This is a genomic window from Pseudomonas alliivorans (assembly GCF_017826695.1).
In the GTDB taxonomy this organism is placed as follows: Bacteria; Pseudomonadota; Gammaproteobacteria; order Pseudomonadales; family Pseudomonadaceae; genus Aquipseudomonas; species Aquipseudomonas alliivorans.
Genome location: NZ_JAFFZW010000004.1, coordinates 443142 through 465332, shown reverse-complemented (window position 1 = coordinate 465332; position 22191 = coordinate 443142). Strand labels below are relative to the sequence as shown.

Genomic DNA, 22191 nt, shown 5'->3' with positions numbered 1-22191 from the left:
CGGTTGAGCTCAAGGACTCGATGCTTTTCTTCAATGTTGATGCTGCTGCGTGACTTCCAGAGTTCCTTTTTCCTGTAACGGCGATGCCACTGGGGAATGAATGATCCGATCCGCGCTCGTGTCCATTGTCTGTCTTGTGCCGCTTCTGACGACCTTTCCGGGTGAAGTATTCGCACGTCCGCTCACGTCTGCCGGACCTGTGGTCGCCACATCGCATTTGCCTCCCGTGCGTGATCTGGCCGCGATTCGCAGCAGCAAGGTGCTGCGCGTGCTGGTCAATCAGAGCCGCAACAGTTCCGGAGACGTCAAGGGGCAGGAAATCGGTGTCGAGTACCACCGTCTGGAAGCGTTCGAGCGCTACCTCAACAGTCATGCCCGCGACGGGCAGAAAGTCACGTTCAAGATCATTCCCAAGGCCAAGAACCAGCTGCTCAGCGCTCTGCAGCGCGGCGAAGGTGATCTGATCGCCCCCGGCGAGCTGCTTGATGTGAGCGACGCCAGGGGCGTTCAGGCCAGCAGTCCGATCATTCATGATGTGCCGCTGGTGCTGGTCGGTCTGCGCGGCGACCGTAGCCTGCGGCGCGTTGAGCAATTGTCCGGCAGGACCCTGAGTCTGGCCACCGGCAGTGCCGCACACGAAGCGCTGCATCAGGTCAATCGGCAGCTGGAGCTGCGCAAGCTGCCGCCGGTGAAGATCGAATGGGTTGATCCCAGCCTCGCCGTCGAAGACGTGCTGGAGATGGTCCAGGCCGGCATCTACCCGATGACGCTGGTCGAGCAACCTATTGCCGAGCGTTGGGCCGGCGTCATGCCGAAACTGCGTCTGGATCGCGGGCTTTCGCTGAAAACCCACGGCGATGTGAGCTGGTTCGTACGCGACAACGCCACCGTTCTGCGTGCCACCATCGATGATTTCCTCAAGGATTACAAACCGTCCAACCGCCAGGACGTGGCCTTCGAAAAGGCTTACAAAAACATGTACCGGGTCAACAATCCGCTGGTGCGCGGAAACATTCAGCGGCTGGAACAGTTGCGACCCATGCTGCAGCGCCATGCCGATGCGCAGGGCATGGACTGGCTCGACCTGGCAGCGCTGGCGTTCAAGGAATCCAAACTCGATCCTTCTGCGAAGGGCAGTGGTGGTGCGACAGGGCTGTTGCAGATCACGCCTTCGGCAGCCAGAAGCGTCGGTGTCTCGAATATCCAGAATGCCGATGACAATATCCGCGCCGGATCACGCTACATGGCGTCGATCAAGCGCAAATATTTCTCGAGTCCCAGCGTCAACGAGCGTGAGCGTATGGCGTTCACCATGGCGGCCTACAACATGGGGCCGGAACGCGTGCAAAGCATGCGTGACGAGGCGCGAAAGCGCGGGCTCAATCCCAATCAGTGGTTTTTTCAGACCGAGCGGATCGCGATGGAGCAGGGCGGGGCCAACGTTGTGACCTTCGTCAACAGCGTCAACAAGTACTACCTGGCCTTCGACCGTCAGCGTGACGCGCTCGAAAAAGCTGGCTCCGGAAAAACGACGGTTAAACGCTGATCAAACAATTCGATAGGTATGTGCCAATTATTGGTATTTTCACATGAGTCATTTTGATTATGATGGCGCCACTCCCACTTAATCGACCCTGGAACACACCGCATGAACAGCCTGATCAAATCCGTACTCACCACCCGCGCCGGTTATGGCCTGACCATCCTGCGCGTCATTGTCGGGATCGCCTTCATCGCCCACGGCAGTCAGAAGCTGTTTGGCGCCTTTGGCGGCTATGGTCTGGAAGGCACCGCGCAGTACATGGAAAGCCTCGGCCTGACGCCGGGCTACCTGATGGCGATGCTGTCCGGCGGTGCCGAGTTCTTTGGCGGTCTGGGTCTGCTGGTTGGGCTGCTGGCCCGTCCGGCTGCGGCATTGGTGACGGTGTTGCTGCTGGTGGCTATCTTTACCGTGCACATCGGCAACGGCTTCTTCATGGCCAACAATGGTTTTGAATACGCACTGGCCCTGCTGGGTGGTGCGCTCGCGGTCTTGATTGAAGGCGCGGGCAAGCTGTCGCTGGACCGCGTCATCGCGCGATAACCTCTGCTGCTCCCTGACTGAAGGCCCACGTGAATGTGGGCCTTTTGCGTTTTGGCAGGATTGTAGGGCAAGGTAATTGACAATGAAGTACGTGCTTCTCTAGGATGCGTGCTCAAGCGCCGATTTAACAACTACTTGCGGGGCGCCTGACAAGGCTCGAACCTTGTTGAAATACCGCTAAAACGTTGGTTCGGTGTTGCCTCTCACCGCTGCCCAGCGGAGCTTTTGAGGCAGAGACAAAACCCATGAACAATCTGCGCCCGCTTCTTCGTCTGTCCCCGATCAGCACCGTGCTGACGCGCAAGAATCCTAAAATCCTCCTCGCCGGTTCCCATCAGCCGACACTGTTGCGCTATCTGGACGGCTGGCCGCGTCGCCGTGGCGGCTCCTGCGCCTTCCTCATCCAGTTTGTCGACGCCCACCAGCCGCTCAGCCATTTCGCCAACGATCAGTTTGATCTGGCTGTGATCCAGTCACCTGGCGCTGAGCAGGTCGAGCAGGTGATTCGCGACCTCACGCGGGTGGCCCGGCAGGGTTTGATCACCTTCGGCTGAGAAGGCATTATGCTGGCCCCCGCCGCATCGCCTCACAGGCAGAATCGCCGCCTTATCAAAGGATTAGGTGTGGTGTCTGCATGCGATTGGTTTATTGTGCTCTGGCTTGCCTGACGCTGTCGGGCGTTGCACTGTCTGCCCAGGCCCGGAATGCTACTGAAAGTGAACGCTACCTTTGCCGCTGGGGCTCGACCATCGCGGGTAGCGCGCAAGCGTCGAAGCTTTCGGGTGTAACCCGCTATGGTGCGCGGCAAAAGCTTCAGGCGCGCAAGTTCACCAAGCAGTGGATGCGCCCGATGGCGCTGGGTATTACCGAACAGACCTACGACAGCGACTCGCGTCTCAAGCCCGACAGCGTCCGACAGATTTATTACGACGGCTGCATCCGCCACGAAGTGGCGCGTCGATAGCGGTTCGACCCCTGTCGAGTTGATGTTTGTGTTGATGGAGGAATGTCTTGAGTACAAGGATCATCACTAAACAGGGGCACGATGCCCTTAAAAAGGAACTCGACTACCTCTGGCGCGAGCATCGTCCGGACATCACCCAGAAGGTCGCCTGGGCGGCCTCTCTGGGGGATCGCAGCGAGAATGCGGATTACGCGCAGGCACCCCAAAGGAACTACTATTTCGAGCGCACTCCTTGCCCCAGTAGGCCCGCATAAATAGTAGGCCTACTATTTCAGGCCTACTCTTTCGAGTAGCAAATTGAGCTGATGGAGGGGCTTGTTCAGACGCCGAAGGCCCATTTCCCCGCAATCTTCCCAACATCCATGCCGGCACAACTGATAAGTCCACCCAAAATCCAACCCGATTCCCCCCCGTCCTACCCCCAAGCCTCACGCCCGACCAGCCTGGAATGGATTATGCACTCCCTCATTCACCCTGACGCCGATACCTACAAACGCCCACCCATCTCCCTGGAAACACCGAACGATCAGTAACCTCCGCATCGCCAATAAACCGTCAATCCCCGCACCACCCTGATACACGTCCATCACTCAACACCCCTCTAAGATGTCCACGCGAGCCAATTCCTCATTTGGGAAAAACACGTTTTCTGGCCCATAGTCATGCTGGCCAAATGCTGGTTGTGCCCGTGCCAAGCGAACAACCCAGGCCATGAAAAAAACCAAGCCAAACGAACAAACACACAGGGCCAAAACCCAAGCCCAGATCATCAGCATGTCTAGGGAGTGCTGCCTTGGCCAATCCGGAGAAAGTCAGGACGCTTTCCGTACGGTTACTGCGTAGTGACTACGAGGCTGACGAGGCCCTAGTAACATATCAGGGGCTCGTCGCAATCGACTCACGCGAACCGACTGGTCAAAGGGCGAAGGTGCGCCGTTATTGGTCGGCCAGATCTTCACCAGCAGGCCCGGCTGGATTTCCTTCGTCGAGGAGCAGGTGGGCGCACAGCCCGACAACCTGATTGCCAGCGTCGCCGGTGCCGCGATGTTCCTGCCCGTCGATGACCGGATTTTCGCGATCTGCTTTGGGCACATCCACAGGCGTTGGAGAAAGAGGCATTCGAACGCCAGTTCGGCCTGAAAGTCACGCTGAACTCGGTGCTACGTGATGAGTTGCGCACGCACGCGGGATCTGGCGACCCCAAACGCCGTGACGTTCCAGAAGCGTTTGCAGGCCAGCAAATACAGCGACGTCCAAGACTTCGGGGTCGACGCGCTGCGGGATCTTGCGCGCATCGCTGGCGGCACTGCGAGCGAAGCGAGTTTTGCAAAATTCGTTGCTGGTCGTGACAGCCTCTCCATCACCTGCAAGCTGGCGTCTGATGATCTGCTGGGCAAATGCGAGCAGATCATGCAGGTCTATCGCAGCAACACCTACAAGCAGCGCTTTCCCTGGATCGAGTTTGCAAGGTGTCTAGAGAATCCGGGGCGATTCAGAAGGCTGGTCTGATTTTATTATTGTGGTCACGCAAGCGATCAGTTGTTCAGGGCTCTAAGCAGACTCACCATCTCAATGGCACTCAGTGCAGCTTCAGCCCCTTTGTTACCCGCCTTGGTGCCGGAGCGCTCGATAGCCTGCTCGATTGAATCGACAGTCAGGACGCCAAAGGCAACGGGTAAGTCGTACTCCATACCAACCTGGGAAAGGCCTTTGGCACATTCCCCAGCGACGTACTCAAAATGCGGTGTACCTCCACGAATCACCGCACCCAGCGCGATGATTGCGTCATACGATCGGGTTCGGACTATTGCCTGTGCGATTAATGGCAACTCGAATGCTCCTGGCGCTCGGACGATGGTGATGTTCTGTTCACTTACACCGTGCCTTTTCAGCGTATCGATCGCGCCGCTCGCGAGGTGCTCAACGACAAAGCTGTTGAAACGGCCGACCAAAATGGCGTAATTGCCGTCGGCCGAATTGAAGCTACCTTCGATGACTCGAATACTCATGGACGATCCTGCAAAAAAGACCGCTGGCAGCGGTCTAAAGGGAGTGTGTTTGGTTGCGGGTTCAGCCCGGCGGAGCCGGGCTGTGGTAGCGCGATCAGTCGCCTTTGCATTCAGCCCAAAGAAACGGCGCAATGGCTTTCTGATCGAGCGTAACGCCCAAGCCTGCTTCATTGGTGACTGCTAATCGGCCATTGGTGATGCGGTCTTCCGGCGAGTTCTGCAGGATCTGAACATATTTCGGCGAGTCGCTGAAATATGGATAGATTTCCATCGTCATGAAGTTAGGCATGGTGACGCCAACCTGCATGGTCGCCGCTGTGCAAAGGGAGCTCGCACAGTTGTGTGGTGCAACCAGCATGTTATAGGCCTCGGCCATCGCGGCGATTTTCTTGGTTTCCGAAAGCCCCCCGGTGTTGCCAACGTCGGGTTGGACGATGTCGACGATCTGCTTCTCGATCAGGCGTCGGAAGCCCTGGCGGGTGTAGAGGCGTTCGCCAGCAGCCAGCGACGCATTGGTCGCCTTTGAAATTTTCTCCATGGCGCCTACATCGAACGCGTCGCACGGCTCTTCAATCCAGGTGACGCCCAAGTCTTCATAGCGCTTGCACAGGCGGATGGTTTCGGCTGTGGTCATGCCGCCACTGAGATCGATGTACACCTCTGTGCTGCTACCAGCGACATCCACCAGTTTTTTCACTCGCTGGTAAGCGAGCTCCATAAAATCGCGGTCATGTGCACGGCGTTGAACATGCTGAAGGCGGCCTTTCTCATCCTGGGTTGCGAGCGGGTAGCATTTCAGCGCCTTGAAACCATCGGCCATTGGGCGCTCTGCGGCGTGTGCCCAAGAGTCAGCGTCGTAGCAGTGGTAGTTCCAGCCGTTCGCGTAGACAGGGACATCGTCGAATACCTTGCCACCAAAGAATTCAAACACTGGCAGATTTGCGGCTTTGCCCTTGATGTCCCAGAGAGCAGTTTCAATTGCGCTGATCCCGGCGAAGACGATGGCACCACCGCCTTTGGCCCAGAAAGAATTGTCGTACATTTTGGTAAACAACGTTTCTACGCGGAACGGATCGGCACCGATGACCAAACGATCGCAGAAGTCCTTGATCATACCGGCCGCTGCCGTAGCCCCCAGGCCGTAAGCGATTGCGGCTTCGCCAATGCCGGTGATGCCTTCATCGGTGGTCAGTTCAACAATGATCGGTTTAACGTAACCGCTTTCTACCAGGAATACTTTGGCTGAAACGATCTTCATATAAGCTCCATTATTGCGTGGGAATGCGTAGCGATGCTTACGCGTTGGTCAGGACTTCAGAAAAGTGCGTGTCCGATGTAGTCCGGATACTTGGGGTAATCAGCACTCAAGGAACTGATCGATTTGGCAGCGTTGGATACCGTTTTCAGGTCGTTCGGCTGACGTAATACTGCGGCGATCACAGCCGCAAGCTCAGTACAAGAGTCCGCTGTGAATCCTCGATGAGTGATTGCGCTGGTCGCTATCTGAAGAAACGGGGATGCGAAAGGTGATTCGGGAGTACGGTGATGCTCACCGCTCTCCACTGCTATCCCGACCCTTAAAAGGGCATTACATGCTTCATGGGCATCTAGGTTCCGAGCGCCGAGGTCAAGCAACAGCATGTGGCTGTCAGTACCGCCGGTGACAACATCCATTCCTTGTCGCACCAGCTCCTGTGCCATGGCACGTGCGTTCGTCACCACCTGTTTCTGGTGGGCCTGAAAGCGCAACGAAGTGGCCGCCTGAAAACACTGAGCTTTTGCAGCAATCATTCGATTCAGGGGAGCGTGTCGGTGCAGTCGAGATACTGAAGCATCCAGAGCCGCCGCCAGGCCCAACTCCTCGAACAGAATTAGTCCGCCTTTCGGGCCTCTCAGAGATTTTTGGGTGGAGGAGGTGACGACGTGTGCAAACTCGATCGGACTTGGATAAAGCCCGGCGGCTACCAGACCGGCTACGTGCGACATGTCGACAAGGAGGCGAGCACCAACTGAGTCCGCGATTTCACGAAACTTTCTGAAATCGAGAAATCTTGAGTAGTTGGAAAACCCCGCCACGATGAGCTTGGGATTGTGTTCCTGCGCCAGCTGTTCCAAGTGTACGTAGTCAACCAAGCCGCTCGGTGTTAGCCCGTAGTGAACAGCGCGATAGGTGTGCGCGCCCATCTTGGGATGAGGTGTATTTGATAGATGCCCTCCCTGTGCAGTGCTCATGCCCAGAATTGTGTCCCCGGGCTTTAGCAACGCTTGATACACGGCGGCATTTGCCTGCGCCCCCGATTGGGGTTGAACGTTCGCGTAGCTGGCACGAAATAGGCATTTTGCGAGTTCGATTGCCTGCAGCTCAGCCTTGATCAAACTCGTGCGCACGATGTGATGGGAGCCATTTTCCTGACTCACTATGAAGCCGGATGCCAAACCTTGGCTTGTGCTGCGATCCTCAGAGGCTGTTAGCTCCAACAGACCGCCGTTGCCCTGCATGCCGCGAAATAGCGCTGACATGAAGTCGGCGCGATATCCTTTCATTCTCTCGCTGATGTTCAACATAACTAACTCCACCACGCGCCGAGTGCGCACTGCCTAAAGCTGTTCTCAATGAGCCGCGACGTACTCGACGGCTTGATGCAGGCCGCGCCCTTTCCAGAGCAAGCAGTGGTTATGTTCCGGATCACACAGAGTGATGGCTTCAATGACACCCACGAAAATCGTGTGCGAGAACCCGTCAAAGCAGTTGGCGACTTTGCAGACCATGCCAACAGGGGCATCGAGAAGAATTGGGGCCTTAGCGTTTTGCAGATCCCACTCGTCTTCGGCGAAGCGGTCGGAGCCCTTACGCTCAGTAAATCGAGAAACGATACCCGCCTGGGCAGGGGACAGAAGGCTCAGACCAAAGTAACCATGGTTGAGCATTGCATTGTGGGCCGAGGCTGATTTGTTCACGCACACGATGACGGACGGCGGCTCTGCCGAAAGGCTGCACACTGCAGTTGCAATCAGGCCGACAGGCATGTCGTCTTCAAAGGTGGTGATTGCGTTAACTGCCCCTGCAAATCGACCCATGGCTTCACGAAACTGTTTGTCTAACATGATCATTACCTCACGATTGTTGTAATGCGCCTGGCTTGAGAAAACCGGGCGTTCCGCCTTATGCGTTCAAGCACGACAGGAATTTTGTGTTCAGGTAGGCATCAAGCGCCTCGGTGCCGCCTTCCGATCCGTGACCGGAATCTTTGATACCACCGTAGGGCGTCTCTGGTAGCGCGAGGCCGAGATGGTTGATGGTCAACATGCCTGCCTGGACGCCGCGGTTGAGCGCTGCGATGTTCGACTGCTGACGAGTCCAGGCGTACGAAGCCAGACCAAATGGAAGACGGTTGGCTTCTGCGATCGCTTCGTCCAAGTGCTTGAACGACATGAACAGGGCGACGGGGCCGAACGGCTCTTCGTTCATGATTTCCATATCGGGAGTTACATCGCTCAGAACGGTTGGCTGGAAATAGCAGCCTTGCTTATCGATCCGGGAGCCCCCTGTGGCCAGGTTGGCGCCTTTGGACACAGCTTCATTCACCAGACGCTCGACTGCTTGAAGGCGCCGCTCGTTGATGAGGGGGCCCATTTGAGTGCCCTCTAACCCGCCGTCGCCAACCTTCAGAGCGCTAGCTGCCAGTGCGAACATTTCAACGAAACGGTCGTAAACGCCGTCCTGCACGATGAATCGCGTAGGGGAGATACAGACCTGGCCAGCGTTGCGATACTTGAACGAAACCAGCGCTGCGCATGTAGCCTCAAGATCTGCATCGTTGCAGATGATGACCGGGGCATGACCGCCGAGCTCCATCGTGGCGCGCTTCATGTGTTTGCCAGCCAACGCCGCAAGGTGCTTGCCCACGGGTACTGACCCGGTGAAGGACACTTTGCGGATGGATGGATGAGGAATGCAGTGTTCAGAGATGACCGCAGGAACGCCGTATACAAGCGCCAGCGTGCCGTCCGGGACGCCAGCATCCTGGAAGCAGCGAAACAAGGCAGCAGGTGCCGCAGGAGTTTCCTCAGGGCCTTTGATGATCATTGAGCAGCCAGCGGCAAGTGCTGGCCCCAGCTTGCGCAGGATTTGACTGACCGGGAAGTTCCATGGAGTGAAACCGATTGCTGGGCCCACAGCCTCTTTGACTGCGTGTTGGGTCACGTTGGGAAGCCTGGCTGGGATGATGCGGCCGTAAGTACGACGAGCTTCATCTGCGAACCAGTCAATCAGGTCGGCGCCGCCGTTGACCTCCATACGCGCTTCGGCGAGAGGCTTACCTTCCTCGATAGTGATGAGAGCAGCAATTTCCTCAACTCGCGAGCGCATCAGGGTAGCGGCGCCTCGCATGATCTTGCTGCGTTCAAACACCGAGATAGCCTGCCAAGCCTTGATGCCCGCCTCAGCGGCTCGGATAGCCTCGTCCAGATCTGCAGTGGTAGCGTGAGCGAAAGACCCGATCACCTCACCAGTTGCCGGGTTGATAACATTTTCCCTGATACCGTCGCTGCCTTCACGCCACTTGCCATTGATGAACAGGTTCACTGAGGGATAAGTCATGGAAACTCCTGAATGTCAGTTTCGCCGATTAATCCAAGCTAATCGGATCGGCCTATTCAAGAGTTAGCAAGCCCTATGCCAAAAATAAATACGTTATTAATCAGTTAGTTATACAATCAAGGATCAAGTTTCTCATTATTGAGAAGCCAGTCTCATGATTTATGCATCCTGATTCAGTGACTGATTACTTCTGGTGGCAACCGTTGCCGACAGCAGGACTACTCCAGGCAGAGCAGCCAGACCTATGAAAGCGGTTTTCAGGGAGGACGCGTGCGAAGCGAAACCAATCAGTGCAGGGCCAAGCAAAATGCCGAGGTAACCCAGGGTGGCAACTGCGGACAGTGCTTGCGCGCTTGGCACATCATCCTGGTTCAACGCTGCGCGGAACAGTATCGGGATCAGATTGGCCAGTCCCAGTCCGATCATCATGAAGCCCACCAGTGCAAAATTGAGACTGAGCACCAGCACCATGGCAAAGCCTGCGATCGCGAGCAGGACACCGTACTGCAACAACCTCCGATCCCCGAACCTGGCACTTGCCCAGTCCCCGCTCAGGCGTCCGATAGACATCGCTAAAGTGAATACTGAGTATCCGATGCCGCCTGCTGCTGGTGGAACGTTTTGCAATTCACCGAGCAGAAGTGCGCCCCAGTCGAGCATGGCTCCTTCCTGGAGGAGACAGATAAAGGTCAGCAAAGCCAACAAGCTGACGATGCCGCGAGGGCGAGCGAAGAAGTCCGAACCTGAGTCGGACATCGTTGGAATTAGCCTCGGTGAAAAGAGAAGGGTAAGTAACCCACAAAGAGCCGCGGCGGACAGCGTTACGGTGATGGGTGTAATACCAGCCGTAAGGAGTGCAGTACCACTGCTCACCCCTGCAAATGTTCCGATACTGAAGAAGCCATGAAAGCCCGACATCAATGGCATCTTCGCTGCGCGTTCCACTGCAGCCGCTTGGAAATTGATGCATATGTCCATTAGGCCAAGTGAGGCACCGAAAATGAGTAGCAGCACTGCCATGGCCGCAACATTCGAACAGATCGCAAGTCCTGGCAGGATCGAACAGAACACCAGGCTGCTGCCAATGATCATCCTTCTCAAACCTAATCGCTGTGCCAGACTGCCAGCCATTGGCATGCACACGAGTGATCCAATACCTACGCACAGCAGCAGAAGTCCCAAGGTTGCCTCATTGAGCCCCAGGCGGGTCTTCGCATAGGTGATCAGAGGCGCCCACGACGCCATGAGAAAGCCTGTGACAAAAAAGGCAATACGCGTCGCGAGTCGGTACGAAATCGTACCGACTGAAGGGGATGATGTGTTCATAGGATCCTTTGAACGCAGCACACAAAGGGGTGTCAGCGCACCCCGATACGCAAGCCTAGAAGTGAGGGGAGGGCGGCGAGTGCACGGGCTTGTGGCCAAGCGAAGCGTGAGGCTTGTTCGGCCTCTTCACACGACAGCACCCCCCAACGGACAGCATTGGCCCCGACGTATTTGAATGGCTCAGGGGGCAGTCGTGGCAGATTGCGTTGGCAGAAAGGTGAGGTAGACCACTCATCTTTGCTGTTCAAAACCAGCGATGCGAGGCACTGGCCACCGATCCATGTACCTTGAACCCCGTGACCTGAATAACCACCCCCGTAGTGAATGCGCTGCTTGAGTGTCTTAAAGAACGGCAGACGATCAGATGAAACATCGATTGGCCAGCCCCAGCTTTTGGCAAATCCCGCGCAAGATACAGCTGGGAGAAGATGAGCCATACCGCGGCGTGCTCTCTCGAAACTCTGCTCATCATTTCGCAACACCAAGCTTTGAATGTTGTTGCCCCAACCGATCGGGCCGGAACCCGATCCAATGAGGACGCGATGATCATTTGTGCGCCGGAAATAGTGAAGGAACATCCTCGCATCACTGACTCCAACGGGGGCTGACCACTTGGATTTGTGCAGTCCTTCTTCCGCAAGATTGGACATGGTCGCGTAGCTAGAAAAAATGCTAAATCGTGGCGCAAGCGATGGGATACCTGCCAATGCCACATTCGTCGCCAATACGACATCGGATGCGACCACCACTCCTTTGTCGCATCGAACGCGGTGAGGGAATCCCTGCTCGACCCGGGTCACGGGTGAGTTTTCAAATACCTGAACCCCCGCTGCAAGAACTGCTTTTTTGAGCTCGATGATCAGCTTGCCAGGATGCACATTTCCGGCCTCTGGAAAATAGATGCCTTTGCCAAACACCGGCGCGTCGATCAGCTCTCGTACCTGCTTCTGATCCAAAGGTTGAATGAACTTATCAACGCCAAGGCCACGAGTCTTCTCAAGGAACCTGTCGAGCACGCGCTCCTGAGCTCGACACGTCGCGACTCGCAGATTTCCTGCTTCTTGCCACCACACATCGCGCCCAGGCTGGGTCACGAAAGATCTGAAACCCTCTTGGGCCTTGCTTCCCAATAGGGCAATGTCCAAAGCGCTTTCAAGGCCCAGCGATTTGATATTCGCTGGCAGCGACGCCCAATATCCGTGAACCATCCCCCCATTTTTACTGCTAGCCCCATCGCCAAGGCGATTCGCTTCCACGATGGCCACACTCAAGTGAGGCGCTCGTTCGCGCAGAGCGAGTGCCGTCCACATCCCGGTGAAGCCTCCACCCACGATGACGACATCAACATTGATGCCGCCTCTGAGGGTATTAAGAGGTTGGCCATGCAGTGGCTGAATATCTTCCCGCCACCAAGACCAACTGTGACGTTCGATACCTGATAGCGCGGGAAGAAGATTCATCTCAGCTCTCAGTCAGTCGGTCGGCAGTGGCGGTCAACTTCAGATCGGCCAGGGGCATTGACGCCGGAGCGCTGAGAGACGAGGTCTCCTTCAGACTTCGCCCACGGATAAAGTCCGCCAGCCGCTCACCCATCATCATGGAAGGCGCGCTGGTGTTCCCGGATACCAATTTTGGCATAGCTGAGGTATCACAGACTCGCAGACCCTTCAGCCCATGCACGCGAAATTGAGGATCGACCACAGCCATTGGATCGGTGCCCATCTTGCAAGCACCTGACGGGTGCAATGCGCCTTGGGCTGTTTCCCGCACAAACTGCATGCGCTCATCTTTTGTCATCAAACGTTTCGATGGACGATGCGGATGCGCCACGTATTTGCTCAAAGCGGACTTCTCCATGATTTCCTGGCCAATACGAACGCCTTCGGCAAGTACCTCGACATCGTATGGGTCGGCCAGATAGTTCGGATCTACCAGTGGCTCGCTGTGAGGGTTGGCATCACGCAGCCGCACTGTGCCTCTGGAGCGTGGGCGGGTCTGATAGACGTTTACGGTGCAACCGTTACCGCTCGGGGTCGATTCCGCGCCTTCCTCCACTCCTGCACCTGGAAGGAAGTGGTACTGCAGGTTTGGCAGAGGATCTTTTTCATCGCCGTACCAGAACATCCCGCCTTCGCAGATGTTGGATGTGATTGGCCCGTTCCGGAACAACAGGTACTGGAGCCCGGCCCAAGCCTGCCAACGCAGCTTTTTGTACTTGTCGTAGCTATGCTGACCTGTGAGTTCGTAGATCAGAAACATGTCGACGTGATCCTGAAGGTTTTCACCTACACCAGGAAGATCATGGACGACCGGTACGCCAACAGAGCGCAGATGCTCGGCCGGCCCTATCCCGGAGCGAAGCAGTAGAGTAGGGGAGCCAATTGCGCCTGCGCTGACGATGACTTCCTTCTCCGCTCGCAGGGTTTTGACTTGGCCTCCTTCCTGATACTCCACGCCCACGGCACGGCCGTTTTCAACCAGTACGCGCAGCACTTTGCACTTCGTGCGAATTTTCAGGTTGGAGCGGCTACGGGCTGGATTTAGGTAGGCCACGGCGGCGCTGCAGCGCAGGCCATTGCGCATTTTGACCTGGAACAGGCCTACGCCGGCTTGCTTACCTGAGTTGAAGTCGGGGTTGTAGTTGACACCCGCCTGCTGCGCCGCCTTGATCCAGCTTTTGGTCAGGTAATGAGTATGGCGCTGGTCAGAAACGCCAAGAGGCCCACCCTGGCCATGAGCCTCACCAGCGAAGCGCTCATTGTCTTCACTACGTTTAAAATACGGCAGCACATCCTTGTATGACCAACCTTCGCAACCCAACGCCTCCCAGTTGTCGTAGTCCTCTGGGCAACCGCGCATATAGACCATCGCATTCACTGAGCTGCCACCGCCGAGAACGCGGCCCTGAACCATCACGGGTGTCTGGTCATTCTGATGCTTCTGTGGCTGAAGAGTGTAGCGGCTCAGCAGATTACCCTTTGCCGTTTTGAAGTAGGTAACCGGCATATGGATGTACGGGTTCCAGTCGCGGGAACCCTGTTCAAACAGGGTGACCGTGGTGTTTGAATCCTCGGTCAAACGAGAGGCAGCTGCACACGCGGCCGGGCCGCCACCTACAACAATATAATCGACCACTTTAACTCCTTAACGCTTTGGTTGCATTGAAGGGAAACGCCCTTCGAATTGTTCATTTGGATCAGTGTGTGAGCACCACGACAGCTTCATCAGGCCAGTTCAAGTTCACCTGCGAGCCGGGCGCGTATTGGATGCCTGCGACAGGCCGCGTTTCCTGACAACTGAGAAGACTGTCACCGTGCCTCACCTGGTAAACGACCCTGTTACCGATAAAGACGATATCTTCGACGGTACCGCTCAGCCTGTTCAGCCCAGCGAGGGTTGGGGCATCTGAGATACTCAATTTCATGGCTTCGGGGCGGATCGAGATCGAGATCGAATCTCCCTCCTGAGCCTTGCGAGCTGCGCCTTTCGCCGAGAACAATGATGTTGAAATCTCGGCCTGCCCACCGGCCACTTTCGTGACCTTGCCTTCGAGGATGTTGGTTTCGCCGAAAAACTTCGCGCAGAACAGCGACTCAGGCGCGGCGTACAGATCCTGGGGAGAACCCAGCTGCTCGATCTCACCCTTGTTCATCAGTACCACGCGATCCGACAGAATCATGGCTTCGTCTTGGTCGTGGGTGACGTAAACGAAAGTCGTGCCCGTTTCTTCGTGGATTCTCTTCAACTCGCGCAACATGTGATGCCGAATCTTTAGATCAAGCGCCGCCAGCGGCTCATCCAGCAGCAAGACGTCCGGTTGATTGACCAGTGCCCGGGCCAGCGCTACACGCTGACACTGACCCCCACTGAGCTCGTGGATCCATCGACTTGCGAAGCTGTCCAGCTGCACAAGATGAAGCATAGCCTTCACCTTCCTGTTGACCTCGTCCTTTGGCAGCTTGCGCAGTCGCAAGCCAAAAGCGACGTTGTCGAAAACGTCCAGGTGGGGAAACAGTGCATACCGTTGGAAAACCATGTTGACGCTGCGTTTCTCCGGTGGGAGAGAGGTAGCGTCTACCCCGCTGATCTTGAGGGAGCCACCCGTAGGCTCCTCGAATCCTGCAATGATCCTCATCAGCGTGGTTTTTCCGCAGCCGCTTGGGCCAAGCAGTGTGAGAATTTCACCTTTGCGGATTTCGAGGTTGATGTCATTCAAAGCTTTGAACGGGCCGAACGCTTTGTGGACGTTGCTGAGTTGCACTATCGACTTGCTCATTGGCTTCATCCTCAAAATCAGAAGTTCTGGACGATATGGATACGCGACGCTGGAGCCAGAAGATGGCACCGGCGATGGTGATGACAATCAGTGACAGGCCGAATGCGACCATGGATGCAGCGTTGATGGTCGGGTCAACGGTGCGCCTCATCATCGACCAGATCATCATGGGCAACGTCGACTCGTTGCCGCTCACAAATACGGTAATGATCAACTCATCGAACGACAGCGCGAACACGAGAATCGCAGCCCCTACAATGCTTGGGCGAAGGATGGGCAACGTGATCAGATGAAACGATTGCCAAGTCGTGGCGCCTAGATCACGTGCAGCTTCTTCAAGCGAGGTGTCGAAGTAATCGATGCGCGAGCGAAGAGTGGCCACGAAAAACGGTAGTGCGTAAAGCACGTGAGCGATGGTCACTGTAACCAGGGAGCGACTCATACCCACTTGGGCAAATCCGCTCACCAGTGCGATCCCGAGGAAAAGGCCGGGGAGGGCAATGGGTGCGGCGCAGATGGTTGCAATAATCTCCCTCGGACGACCTTTGATTCGGATCAGCGCCAGTGCGACTGTGGCGCCTAGCAGCGTGGTTGCAACTGCTGCACCGGTCGCAACGATGATGCTGTTCCAGAGAGCGTCCCGGAACGTCTGGCTGGCGAAGATCTGCTCGTACCAACGAAGGCTCCAGCCGTCGAACGGGAACACCAGTGAAGGGCTGCTATGGAAGCTGAACATGCCGATGATCACGATCGGTGCGTACAGGAACAGCACATAGAGCCAGAGGTACATTCTCAACATGTTAATGCCCTCTCAGTTAGTCGTGATAGCGACGGCCAGGTGATAAGCGAAAGGCTTTCATCAGCTGGGTGAGGGTCAGATACACAGCGACGAACAGCGCCAGCGTGATAAACGCCATGGCTGCACCAAGCGGCCAATTGCCGGCGCTGCGAAACTGGTTGGCGATCAACAATCCGTTTGTCACCCCATCACGTCCCCCCAACAGTTGCGGGGTGATGTAGTCACCGGCGGCGAGGATGAATGTGAACATGAAGGCGGAGACGATGCCCTTGTAGGACATCGGAATGATGACTTTGGTGAGCACCTGAAACTTCGATGCGCCCATGTCCCGAGCAGCTTCCAGATAGTCCGTTTTGACATCCCGCAACGCCGATACCAGCAGCAGTAAGGCGAAAGGGAACATGATGTGGACGAGCGTGATGACGGACGCGAAGGGGCTGAATAGCAAAAACTCCAGTGGTTCTTTGATCAGCCCGAACTGCATCAGCGTCGTGTTGATCAGCCCGTTGGTGCCCAGAATGGTTCGCCATGCATAAACTCGAACCAGGTAGCTTGAAAACCAGGAAAGCAAAATCAGGTAGAACGCATTGTTGTTGATGCTGCGATACACGATGTAGTACGCCGCTGGGAAGCTGAGCACCACCGAGGCGATGGCTGTCCAGATGCCATTTGAAAGTCCAGTGACTCCCGTTCTCCAGAAGCCTGCTGCGGACAACGTGCGAACGTAGTTGTCGACGTTGAACGTAGGATCGATCACAAACGACCGCGCTGACCAGAAGCTGTAAAGCAGGAGCAGTAGCGACGGCAAGATGAAGAAGAACAGCATGAACGACATTGAGGGTGCAGCGAGTGCACCGCTGAGCAACCTCTGTCGTTGATTTACGCTCAAACTCATGGCAATCCCCTTGGTGGTGGGTGATAGCAGTCGTCGGCCCCAGTAGGAGTCGAATTGATCGCAACCTCGTTTTTATTCGCCCAGTCGCTTTTGAATTGCCCTGGCTTTAAGCCAAGCTCGCGAACGAGCAGTTTTTTGTTCTCGGCAGTAAAGGTGAACTCGATCAGGCGGCTGCTCCGGTCGCCTTGAGTTGGGCCCTTGCGGGCCCAGCGCGTGTTAGGACGCCTTCTTCATTGCTTCACAGTAATTGCGCAGCTTTGGCATCACTTCTTGAGCGAGCAGTCGCAGCGATTTCTGGTGCAATGCAGGATTCTCCCAGTCTTTCTGAGTGGTCAGCAGAGTGCCGAAAGGCCCACCGACGTAGTCGACAAAGGCTACGAGTTTGTCCAGCACAGTCTTCGGCGAACCTGACATCACCATCCAGTCCAGGCAGTTCTGGCGGGTAACTTCACTGTCTGGAATGTCCGCGCTTGGTTTGAGAATGCGCTGCATATTGAACGCCTTCATGTCTTCGACGATGTAGTCGTAGTACCAGCCGTACGTGGAGTCAGGGCGTGCCAGATAGTCTGCGGCTTCCTGGTCAGTGTCAGTCACCAGGATCGAGCGGGCGATGCGCCAATTGTCGCGGTCAGCCGGCCGGCCGGCGTTGGCGCAGCCAATGGCATACTGCTCCCAGTGAGACTTGGCGTGAACAGGCGGGATAAAGTTGGCGCTGACGATGCTCCATCCTTTTTCACCAGCCTGGCGAGCACTGCTGGACGAAGGACTCATGACAGAGATCGCCAAAGGCGGGTGAGGCTGCTGAAAGGGTTTGAGCATCGGGCCGAAGCCAAGGGTCGGAATGATGTTCTTTTCGAGAACAACGTTCCAGTATTTACCCTGGATATTGTAAGGCGGGTTGGATGCCCAGATTTTGTGGATCATCTCAACCGACTCAACGGTCATCTCTGCACGGTTCAGCTCTTGGGTGCCAAACAGCTCCATGTCGCTCACCAGCCCGCCAGGGCCGACGCCCATGATGAAACGGCCACCGCTCAGATGGTCGAACTGCGCCACATCGCCTGCAACGGTCGCCGGATGATGCTGAGGCAGGTTCAAAACGCCAGTTGCGAACTTGATGTTCTTGGTGGCATCCAGAAGCGTTGCGAAAAACTGGAGCGGGTTTGCAACAGGTTCGGAGCTGCAGCTGTAATGCTCGCCTACCCAGACCTCGGAGTAGCCCAGCTGATCAGCAAGGATTGCAGCTTGGCGATCTTGCTGCAGCATTTCAGTGTAGTTACGCCGCGGATCGTGCAGCGGCATCATGAAAAGACCAAGTTCCATATGTACTCCTAGACTGTGCAGAGACTCTCGGGCGTCGATCGGTGATTGAGACGCCCGTTAATTGTGGACTTTGGGACGATGGCGAGCATTGCGTGGATGCCCGAAAAGTCCGTCAGTGCCTAGGAGAAAGCAACAACGGTGCCATGTGCATTTTGTTGTTGTATCTTATTGTTCTATATCATTTTTTATTTTTTAAATCTGCTATTTTGCAAGTGTCATCTTCGAGAAAACCGGCTGAGAAAAGAGTCATTTTTGAGAATGAGCCCTGTCCTAGGAGGACGCCTTCAAGGATTCGCCAAGATCGAAAGTGGTGGAGATCTGAAAGCTCATTTTGAGAAAGCCGTCATGCCGATGGTTGGTATCATTGCCGCACATACTGGGTATTCGACCAGTTGTATGAGCATCCACTGGTGTTTCCAAATGGTGCATTTCTCGGGCGTAACGTCTGACTTGGCTGCTGACTGTGGATGATCGTTGCAGTGCGTCAACCCTTATAACTTGATGAATTTAAAGGTTATTTATATTTCTTTATGAGGCCGCTGGCTATTTTGGTCTTCTTAGGCGCAGTCTTTGCAATATGGCAGTCTTTGCAATATGACGGTCATGGACAGGCGTCGCGTTTCCTGTCGTAACCTCTGCTTCACGAAGGTGCTGATATGAGTCCTCAACAACATCTATCTAGAATTCGTTCACTCTTGAATGTCGAGCTGCCCCATGGCGAAACGCTGGGTGATTCAAATTTCATTTTGCGTGATAGTTGTGAGGAGTCTTGGCGCAGGTGTTTCGATAGCGGGCTCAGTCCCGACAACAAGCCTGAAGTACCTCAGATAGAGGGCAGCCTGCTCACTCGTATGCAGGACGAGTTCGGACAGCAGGCTTTCAGCTATGCACTTACTGAACTCAACGGACTCATGAACATGGTCAGTGAGGTTGGCTACAGCGCGAGCTTGGCCAACGCTCAAGGAGTGATCATTGCTGAGAGCGTCAAGCCGCAGCAGGCATTCTACTGTGAGAGCGACAAGCTGGGGTCGGTGTGGAGCGAGGCGGTAGGAGGAACCAACGGCATCGGAACCTGCATTGTTGAACAGCGCCCCGTGGCAATTTTTCGAGATGATCACTTTTATTTCGATCTGTCTTCCCAGGCTTGCGTGGCGGCTCCGTTCTACAACCCACTCGGCGAGCTGCAGGGGGTCTTGAATCTGACCACGTGCAATCCCAGCGTCGATATCAACGCCCACCATATCGTATACAACCTAGCCACTAAGAGCTCCGTTCTGCTGGAAGAGCGTTTATTCATTGAGCACTTTCGGGACTATGCCATCTTGCAGCTTTGTGATTCGAGCCGAGCGGCTCAGGTTATAGCTGTTGATGAGCTCGGTATCGTACGAGGCGCGAGCCATGCCGCGCGCCGTCGGCTAGGTCTGTCTTCAACCCAGGTAGGCCGAATCAGGTTATGGGAGGTCATTGACTGCCCGCAGTCGACCATCTCGCTTGAATGCTTCAAAGCTCCAATGCGTGCGCGAACCTTGTTGCGAGATGAACAAGTAGACATGGTGCTGCTTCGTGCAAATCGCCAGGAAGCTTTGTCACCGCTCACCGAAGCACGTGCCCGCACTGTTCGATCCAATGTAAGGCCAAAAGAAGTGTCGAGTTCGCTCGCGCGTTGTGCTGGTCAGGATTCGACAATGCAGCAGAACGTGAAATTGATCCGCAAGGTCATGAACAAGAAACTGCCAATCCTGCTGTTGGGCGAGACAGGAGTGGGTAAAGATACATTGGCTAAGGCTATCCACGACGAAAGCGACCGTTGTAAGGGCCCCTACGTAGCTTTCAACTGCGCTGCCGTCCCTGAGTCGCTGATCGACAGCGAGCTATTCGGATACAGTAAGGGCGCCTTCACCGGGGCTAGCAAAGAAGGTAGTCAGGGCCGACTGCTTGAGGCAGACGGTGGAACGTTGTTTCTCGATGAGATAGGTGACATGCCTTTGAGCCTTCAAACGCGCTTGTTGCGGGTTTTGGAGTCAGGCGAGGTGTCGCCGCTGGGCGCTGGAAAGGCAGTGCAGGTCAACCTTCAAATCATCGCCGCAACCAACCAGCGACTCCATGAAAAGGTCACTGATGGCAGTTTTCGAGAAGACCTGTTTTTCAGGCTTGCCGGGATGATCGTCAATATCCCGCCCCTACGGGAACGAGATGATCGGGGTCAGCTAATCGAAACGGTTCTGGAAACGGTAGTGGGGGATGACCCTACTCCAACGATGAAACCAGCTGCATGGAAAAAACTGTTGGATTACTCCTGGCCTGGCAACGTCCGCGAACTCAAGCATGTCTTGCATCGAGCATCACTGTTCGCTGAGGAGGGGGTGATTTCCGCGTCCGACATCACATTGCCTTTTGAAAATCGCATCAAATCTATCGCTGAACGACTAGGAACGCCTCCGGCGTCATCCTTCGCATTACCCCCCGCGCCAGTGGTCATTTCCGGCCCATCTCAGAATGATGCGGACAGCAGCGAGATAGGAGTGGATGCCGTCCTTAACCTGGACGCACGGCAGGCCTTGGCCGAGCTTGAGGGCCAGACCATTCAAGCGGCAATGGCAGCTCATGGGAACAATGTCGATAAGGCCGCCAGATCGTTGGGCATGAGCAAGGCAACCCTGTACCGCAAAATCAAACGATATGGAATTCGCAACGAGTAGTCTTAGCGAGATCTGATCGCCAGACCCGAATGTGGTCTGGCTTTTTTTTTGTGTTGCAAAAATGATTTTGAAGTCTCAACCGTGAGTCTCAAGCTTCATAGCATTCCTATCTCCCTGATTTTAATGATTATTTTAGATGGCATGCCATTTGCCTTATTGTAATCAGGCTCTCGCACAACGCGGGGCTCCAATTCAGGGATTGCGACGATGGCGCGTGTCAATTCTCGGCTAGGCGGATCCAGCGTGCTGCTGTTGGACGATGATCCGGCATACGGCTATCTGTCGCTAATTGGCCGCAGGGCCCCTGAGCTAAAAATTGTTACGTTCAGCGAGTCTGACGCCGTTGCGCGAGGCGATTGCCCTATATGGCTTGGGGCCCCGGACAAGGCAGCGTCGTTGTTGATGGACGGCGAGAAGCCCGATTGGCTTCAGCTGACTTGGGCAGGTTTTGCTCCGCTGATGAGGCCGGCTCTTCCCAAAGACTATTTGCTTACCCGAGCGGTCGATGTGTTTGGCCAGCCGATGCTTGAATACGTTTTGGCTCACATCCTGGCGCACTCCAAGTCCAACGCGTCTTACCTTGAAAAGCAAAATAGGTTCATCTGGTCACCGGTTCAATCCAACAGCCTTTTAGGCCGCCGCGTGATGATAGTTGGAGCTGGGAATATCGGACAGTACATCGCGAAGCGACTCAAGTGTCTCGGGATGGATATCGTGGGTGTTCAGCGAGTTCCTACGCTGAGCGGGGAGATGCAGGCGACGTTTGATCTGTCGACGTTCGCGAGCCATCTGGGAAATGTGGATTATGTTGTTAATATCCTTCCGGATACACCCAAGACCCGGAATATTTTCAATCTTGAAACCTTCCGTAAAATGAAGCCCGGTGCAATGTTTATGAATATCGGTCGAGGTACGGCCGTGGTGGATGCCGACTTGGTTCAGGCCTTGGAAGAGGGGCACTTGTCCTCAGCCGTGCTCGATGTTTTTCGTCAAGAGCCTTTGCCGCCATCTCATCAGTTTTGGGTAACTCCCAACATAGTTATCACACCCCACATCGCGGGGCCGATCGACCCGGTGAGTATGGCCAATAGTTTTCTGGAGAATCTGGATCGATTTGAATCGAGACTGCCCCTCAACGGTGAAGTGGATTTGGGGCGAGGTTACTAACCAAGCCGCTTTCATATCATTTGCGCAGACGCTGTCCCAATAAGTGCGAC

19 protein-coding genes and 1 pseudogene are annotated in these 22191 nt (G+C 55.5%); 8 read left to right on the top strand and 12 right to left on the bottom strand.

What is annotated here, in order from left to right; translation table 11 throughout:
- The first annotated feature begins 100 nt into the window (after positions 1-100).
- The 6 genes and pseudogenes from JTJ32_RS14690 (at position 101) to JTJ32_RS26435 (ending at position 4556) form a co-directional block, all read left to right on the top strand.
- A complete protein-coding gene (locus JTJ32_RS14690) occupies positions 101-1546 on the top strand; it encodes an MltF family protein (RefSeq protein WP_210042477.1) in 1446 nt (481 codons plus the stop codon).
- Between the two features lie 102 nt (positions 1547-1648).
- The gene (locus JTJ32_RS14685) at positions 1649-2083 is read left to right on the top strand and encodes a DoxX family protein (protein WP_099227335.1); all 435 of its coding nucleotides are present in this window, start codon (positions 1649-1651) and stop codon (positions 2081-2083) included.
- 245 nt (positions 2084-2328) lie between these two features.
- Entirely contained in the window at positions 2329-2637 is a 309-nt protein-coding gene (locus JTJ32_RS14680) for a hypothetical protein (protein WP_099227336.1), read from the top strand.
- Positions 2638-2717: 80 nt separating this feature from the next.
- Positions 2718-3047, top strand: coding sequence for a hypothetical protein (locus JTJ32_RS14675; RefSeq protein WP_099227337.1), 330 nt, complete (start codon positions 2718-2720; stop codon positions 3045-3047).
- 47 nt (positions 3048-3094) lie between these two features.
- Positions 3095-3301, top strand: coding sequence for a transcription elongation factor GreAB (locus JTJ32_RS14670; RefSeq protein ID WP_210042476.1), 207 nt, complete (start codon positions 3095-3097; stop codon positions 3299-3301).
- Between the two features lie 619 nt (positions 3302-3920).
- Positions 3921-4556: pseudogene (locus JTJ32_RS26435) on the top strand (TIGR04141 family sporadically distributed protein).
- A gap of 26 nt (positions 4557-4582) precedes the next feature.
- Here the strand turns inward: JTJ32_RS26435 and ribH are convergent.
- The 12 genes from ribH to JTJ32_RS14600 form a co-directional block, all read right to left on the bottom strand.
- Positions 4583-5056 (bottom strand): 6,7-dimethyl-8-ribityllumazine synthase, encoded by a 474-nt coding sequence (gene ribH / locus JTJ32_RS14655; RefSeq protein WP_210042473.1) that lies wholly within the window; start codon positions 5054-5056, stop codon positions 4583-4585.
- 94 nt (positions 5057-5150) lie between these two features.
- Positions 5151-6314: a mandelate racemase/muconate lactonizing enzyme family protein gene (locus tag JTJ32_RS14650; RefSeq protein WP_210042472.1), complete on the bottom strand. Its 1164-nt coding sequence runs from the start codon at positions 6312-6314 to the stop codon at positions 5151-5153.
- Positions 6315-6370: 56 nt separating this feature from the next.
- The gene (locus JTJ32_RS14645; RefSeq protein ID WP_210042471.1) at positions 6371-7621 is read right to left on the bottom strand and encodes a serine hydroxymethyltransferase; all 1251 of its coding nucleotides are present in this window, start codon (positions 7619-7621) and stop codon (positions 6371-6373) included.
- 45 nt (positions 7622-7666) lie between these two features.
- Positions 7667-8161, bottom strand: coding sequence for a flavin reductase family protein (locus JTJ32_RS14640; RefSeq protein ID WP_210042470.1), 495 nt, complete (start codon positions 8159-8161; stop codon positions 7667-7669).
- A gap of 58 nt (positions 8162-8219) precedes the next feature.
- Positions 8220-9656, bottom strand: a complete 1437-nt coding sequence (locus JTJ32_RS14635) for an NAD-dependent succinate-semialdehyde dehydrogenase (protein ID WP_210042469.1) — start codon at positions 9654-9656, stop codon at positions 8220-8222.
- 159 nt (positions 9657-9815) lie between these two features.
- Positions 9816-10982: an MFS transporter gene (locus tag JTJ32_RS14630; protein WP_210042468.1), complete on the bottom strand. Its 1167-nt coding sequence runs from the start codon at positions 10980-10982 to the stop codon at positions 9816-9818.
- A 32-nt stretch (positions 10983-11014) separates the two neighbouring features.
- Entirely contained in the window at positions 11015-12442 is a 1428-nt protein-coding gene (locus JTJ32_RS14625; RefSeq protein WP_210042467.1) for an NAD(P)/FAD-dependent oxidoreductase, read from the bottom strand.
- A gap of 1 nt (position 12443) precedes the next feature.
- Positions 12444-14117, bottom strand: coding sequence for a GMC family oxidoreductase (locus tag JTJ32_RS14620; RefSeq protein ID WP_210042466.1), 1674 nt, complete (start codon positions 14115-14117; stop codon positions 12444-12446).
- A 61-nt stretch (positions 14118-14178) separates the two neighbouring features.
- Complete coding sequence (locus JTJ32_RS14615) at positions 14179-15258, bottom strand: ABC transporter ATP-binding protein (RefSeq protein ID WP_210042465.1); 1080 nt, start codon at positions 15256-15258, stop codon at positions 14179-14181.
- On the bottom strand, positions 15191-16057 hold the full coding sequence (locus JTJ32_RS14610; protein WP_210042464.1) for an ABC transporter permease: 867 nt from the start codon (positions 16055-16057) through the stop codon (positions 15191-15193). Before JTJ32_RS14610 ends, JTJ32_RS14615 begins: the two co-directional genes overlap by 68 nt.
- A 16-nt stretch (positions 16058-16073) precedes the next feature.
- Complete coding sequence (locus JTJ32_RS14605) at positions 16074-16952, bottom strand: ABC transporter permease (RefSeq protein ID WP_210042463.1); 879 nt, start codon at positions 16950-16952, stop codon at positions 16074-16076.
- 216 nt (positions 16953-17168) lie between these two features.
- On the bottom strand, positions 17169-18275 hold the full coding sequence (locus JTJ32_RS14600; RefSeq protein ID WP_210042462.1) for an LLM class flavin-dependent oxidoreductase: 1107 nt from the start codon (positions 18273-18275) through the stop codon (positions 17169-17171).
- Between the two features lie 656 nt (positions 18276-18931).
- Between JTJ32_RS14600 and JTJ32_RS14595 the strand changes: the two genes are divergently transcribed.
- Both JTJ32_RS14595 and JTJ32_RS14590 read left to right on the top strand, forming a co-directional pair.
- Positions 18932-20974, top strand: coding sequence for a sigma-54-dependent Fis family transcriptional regulator (locus tag JTJ32_RS14595; RefSeq protein WP_210042461.1), 2043 nt, complete (start codon positions 18932-18934; stop codon positions 20972-20974).
- A gap of 243 nt (positions 20975-21217) precedes the next feature.
- Complete coding sequence (locus tag JTJ32_RS14590; protein ID WP_210042460.1) at positions 21218-22141, top strand: D-2-hydroxyacid dehydrogenase; 924 nt, start codon at positions 21218-21220, stop codon at positions 22139-22141.
- The last annotated feature ends 50 nt before the right edge of the window (positions 22142-22191 follow it).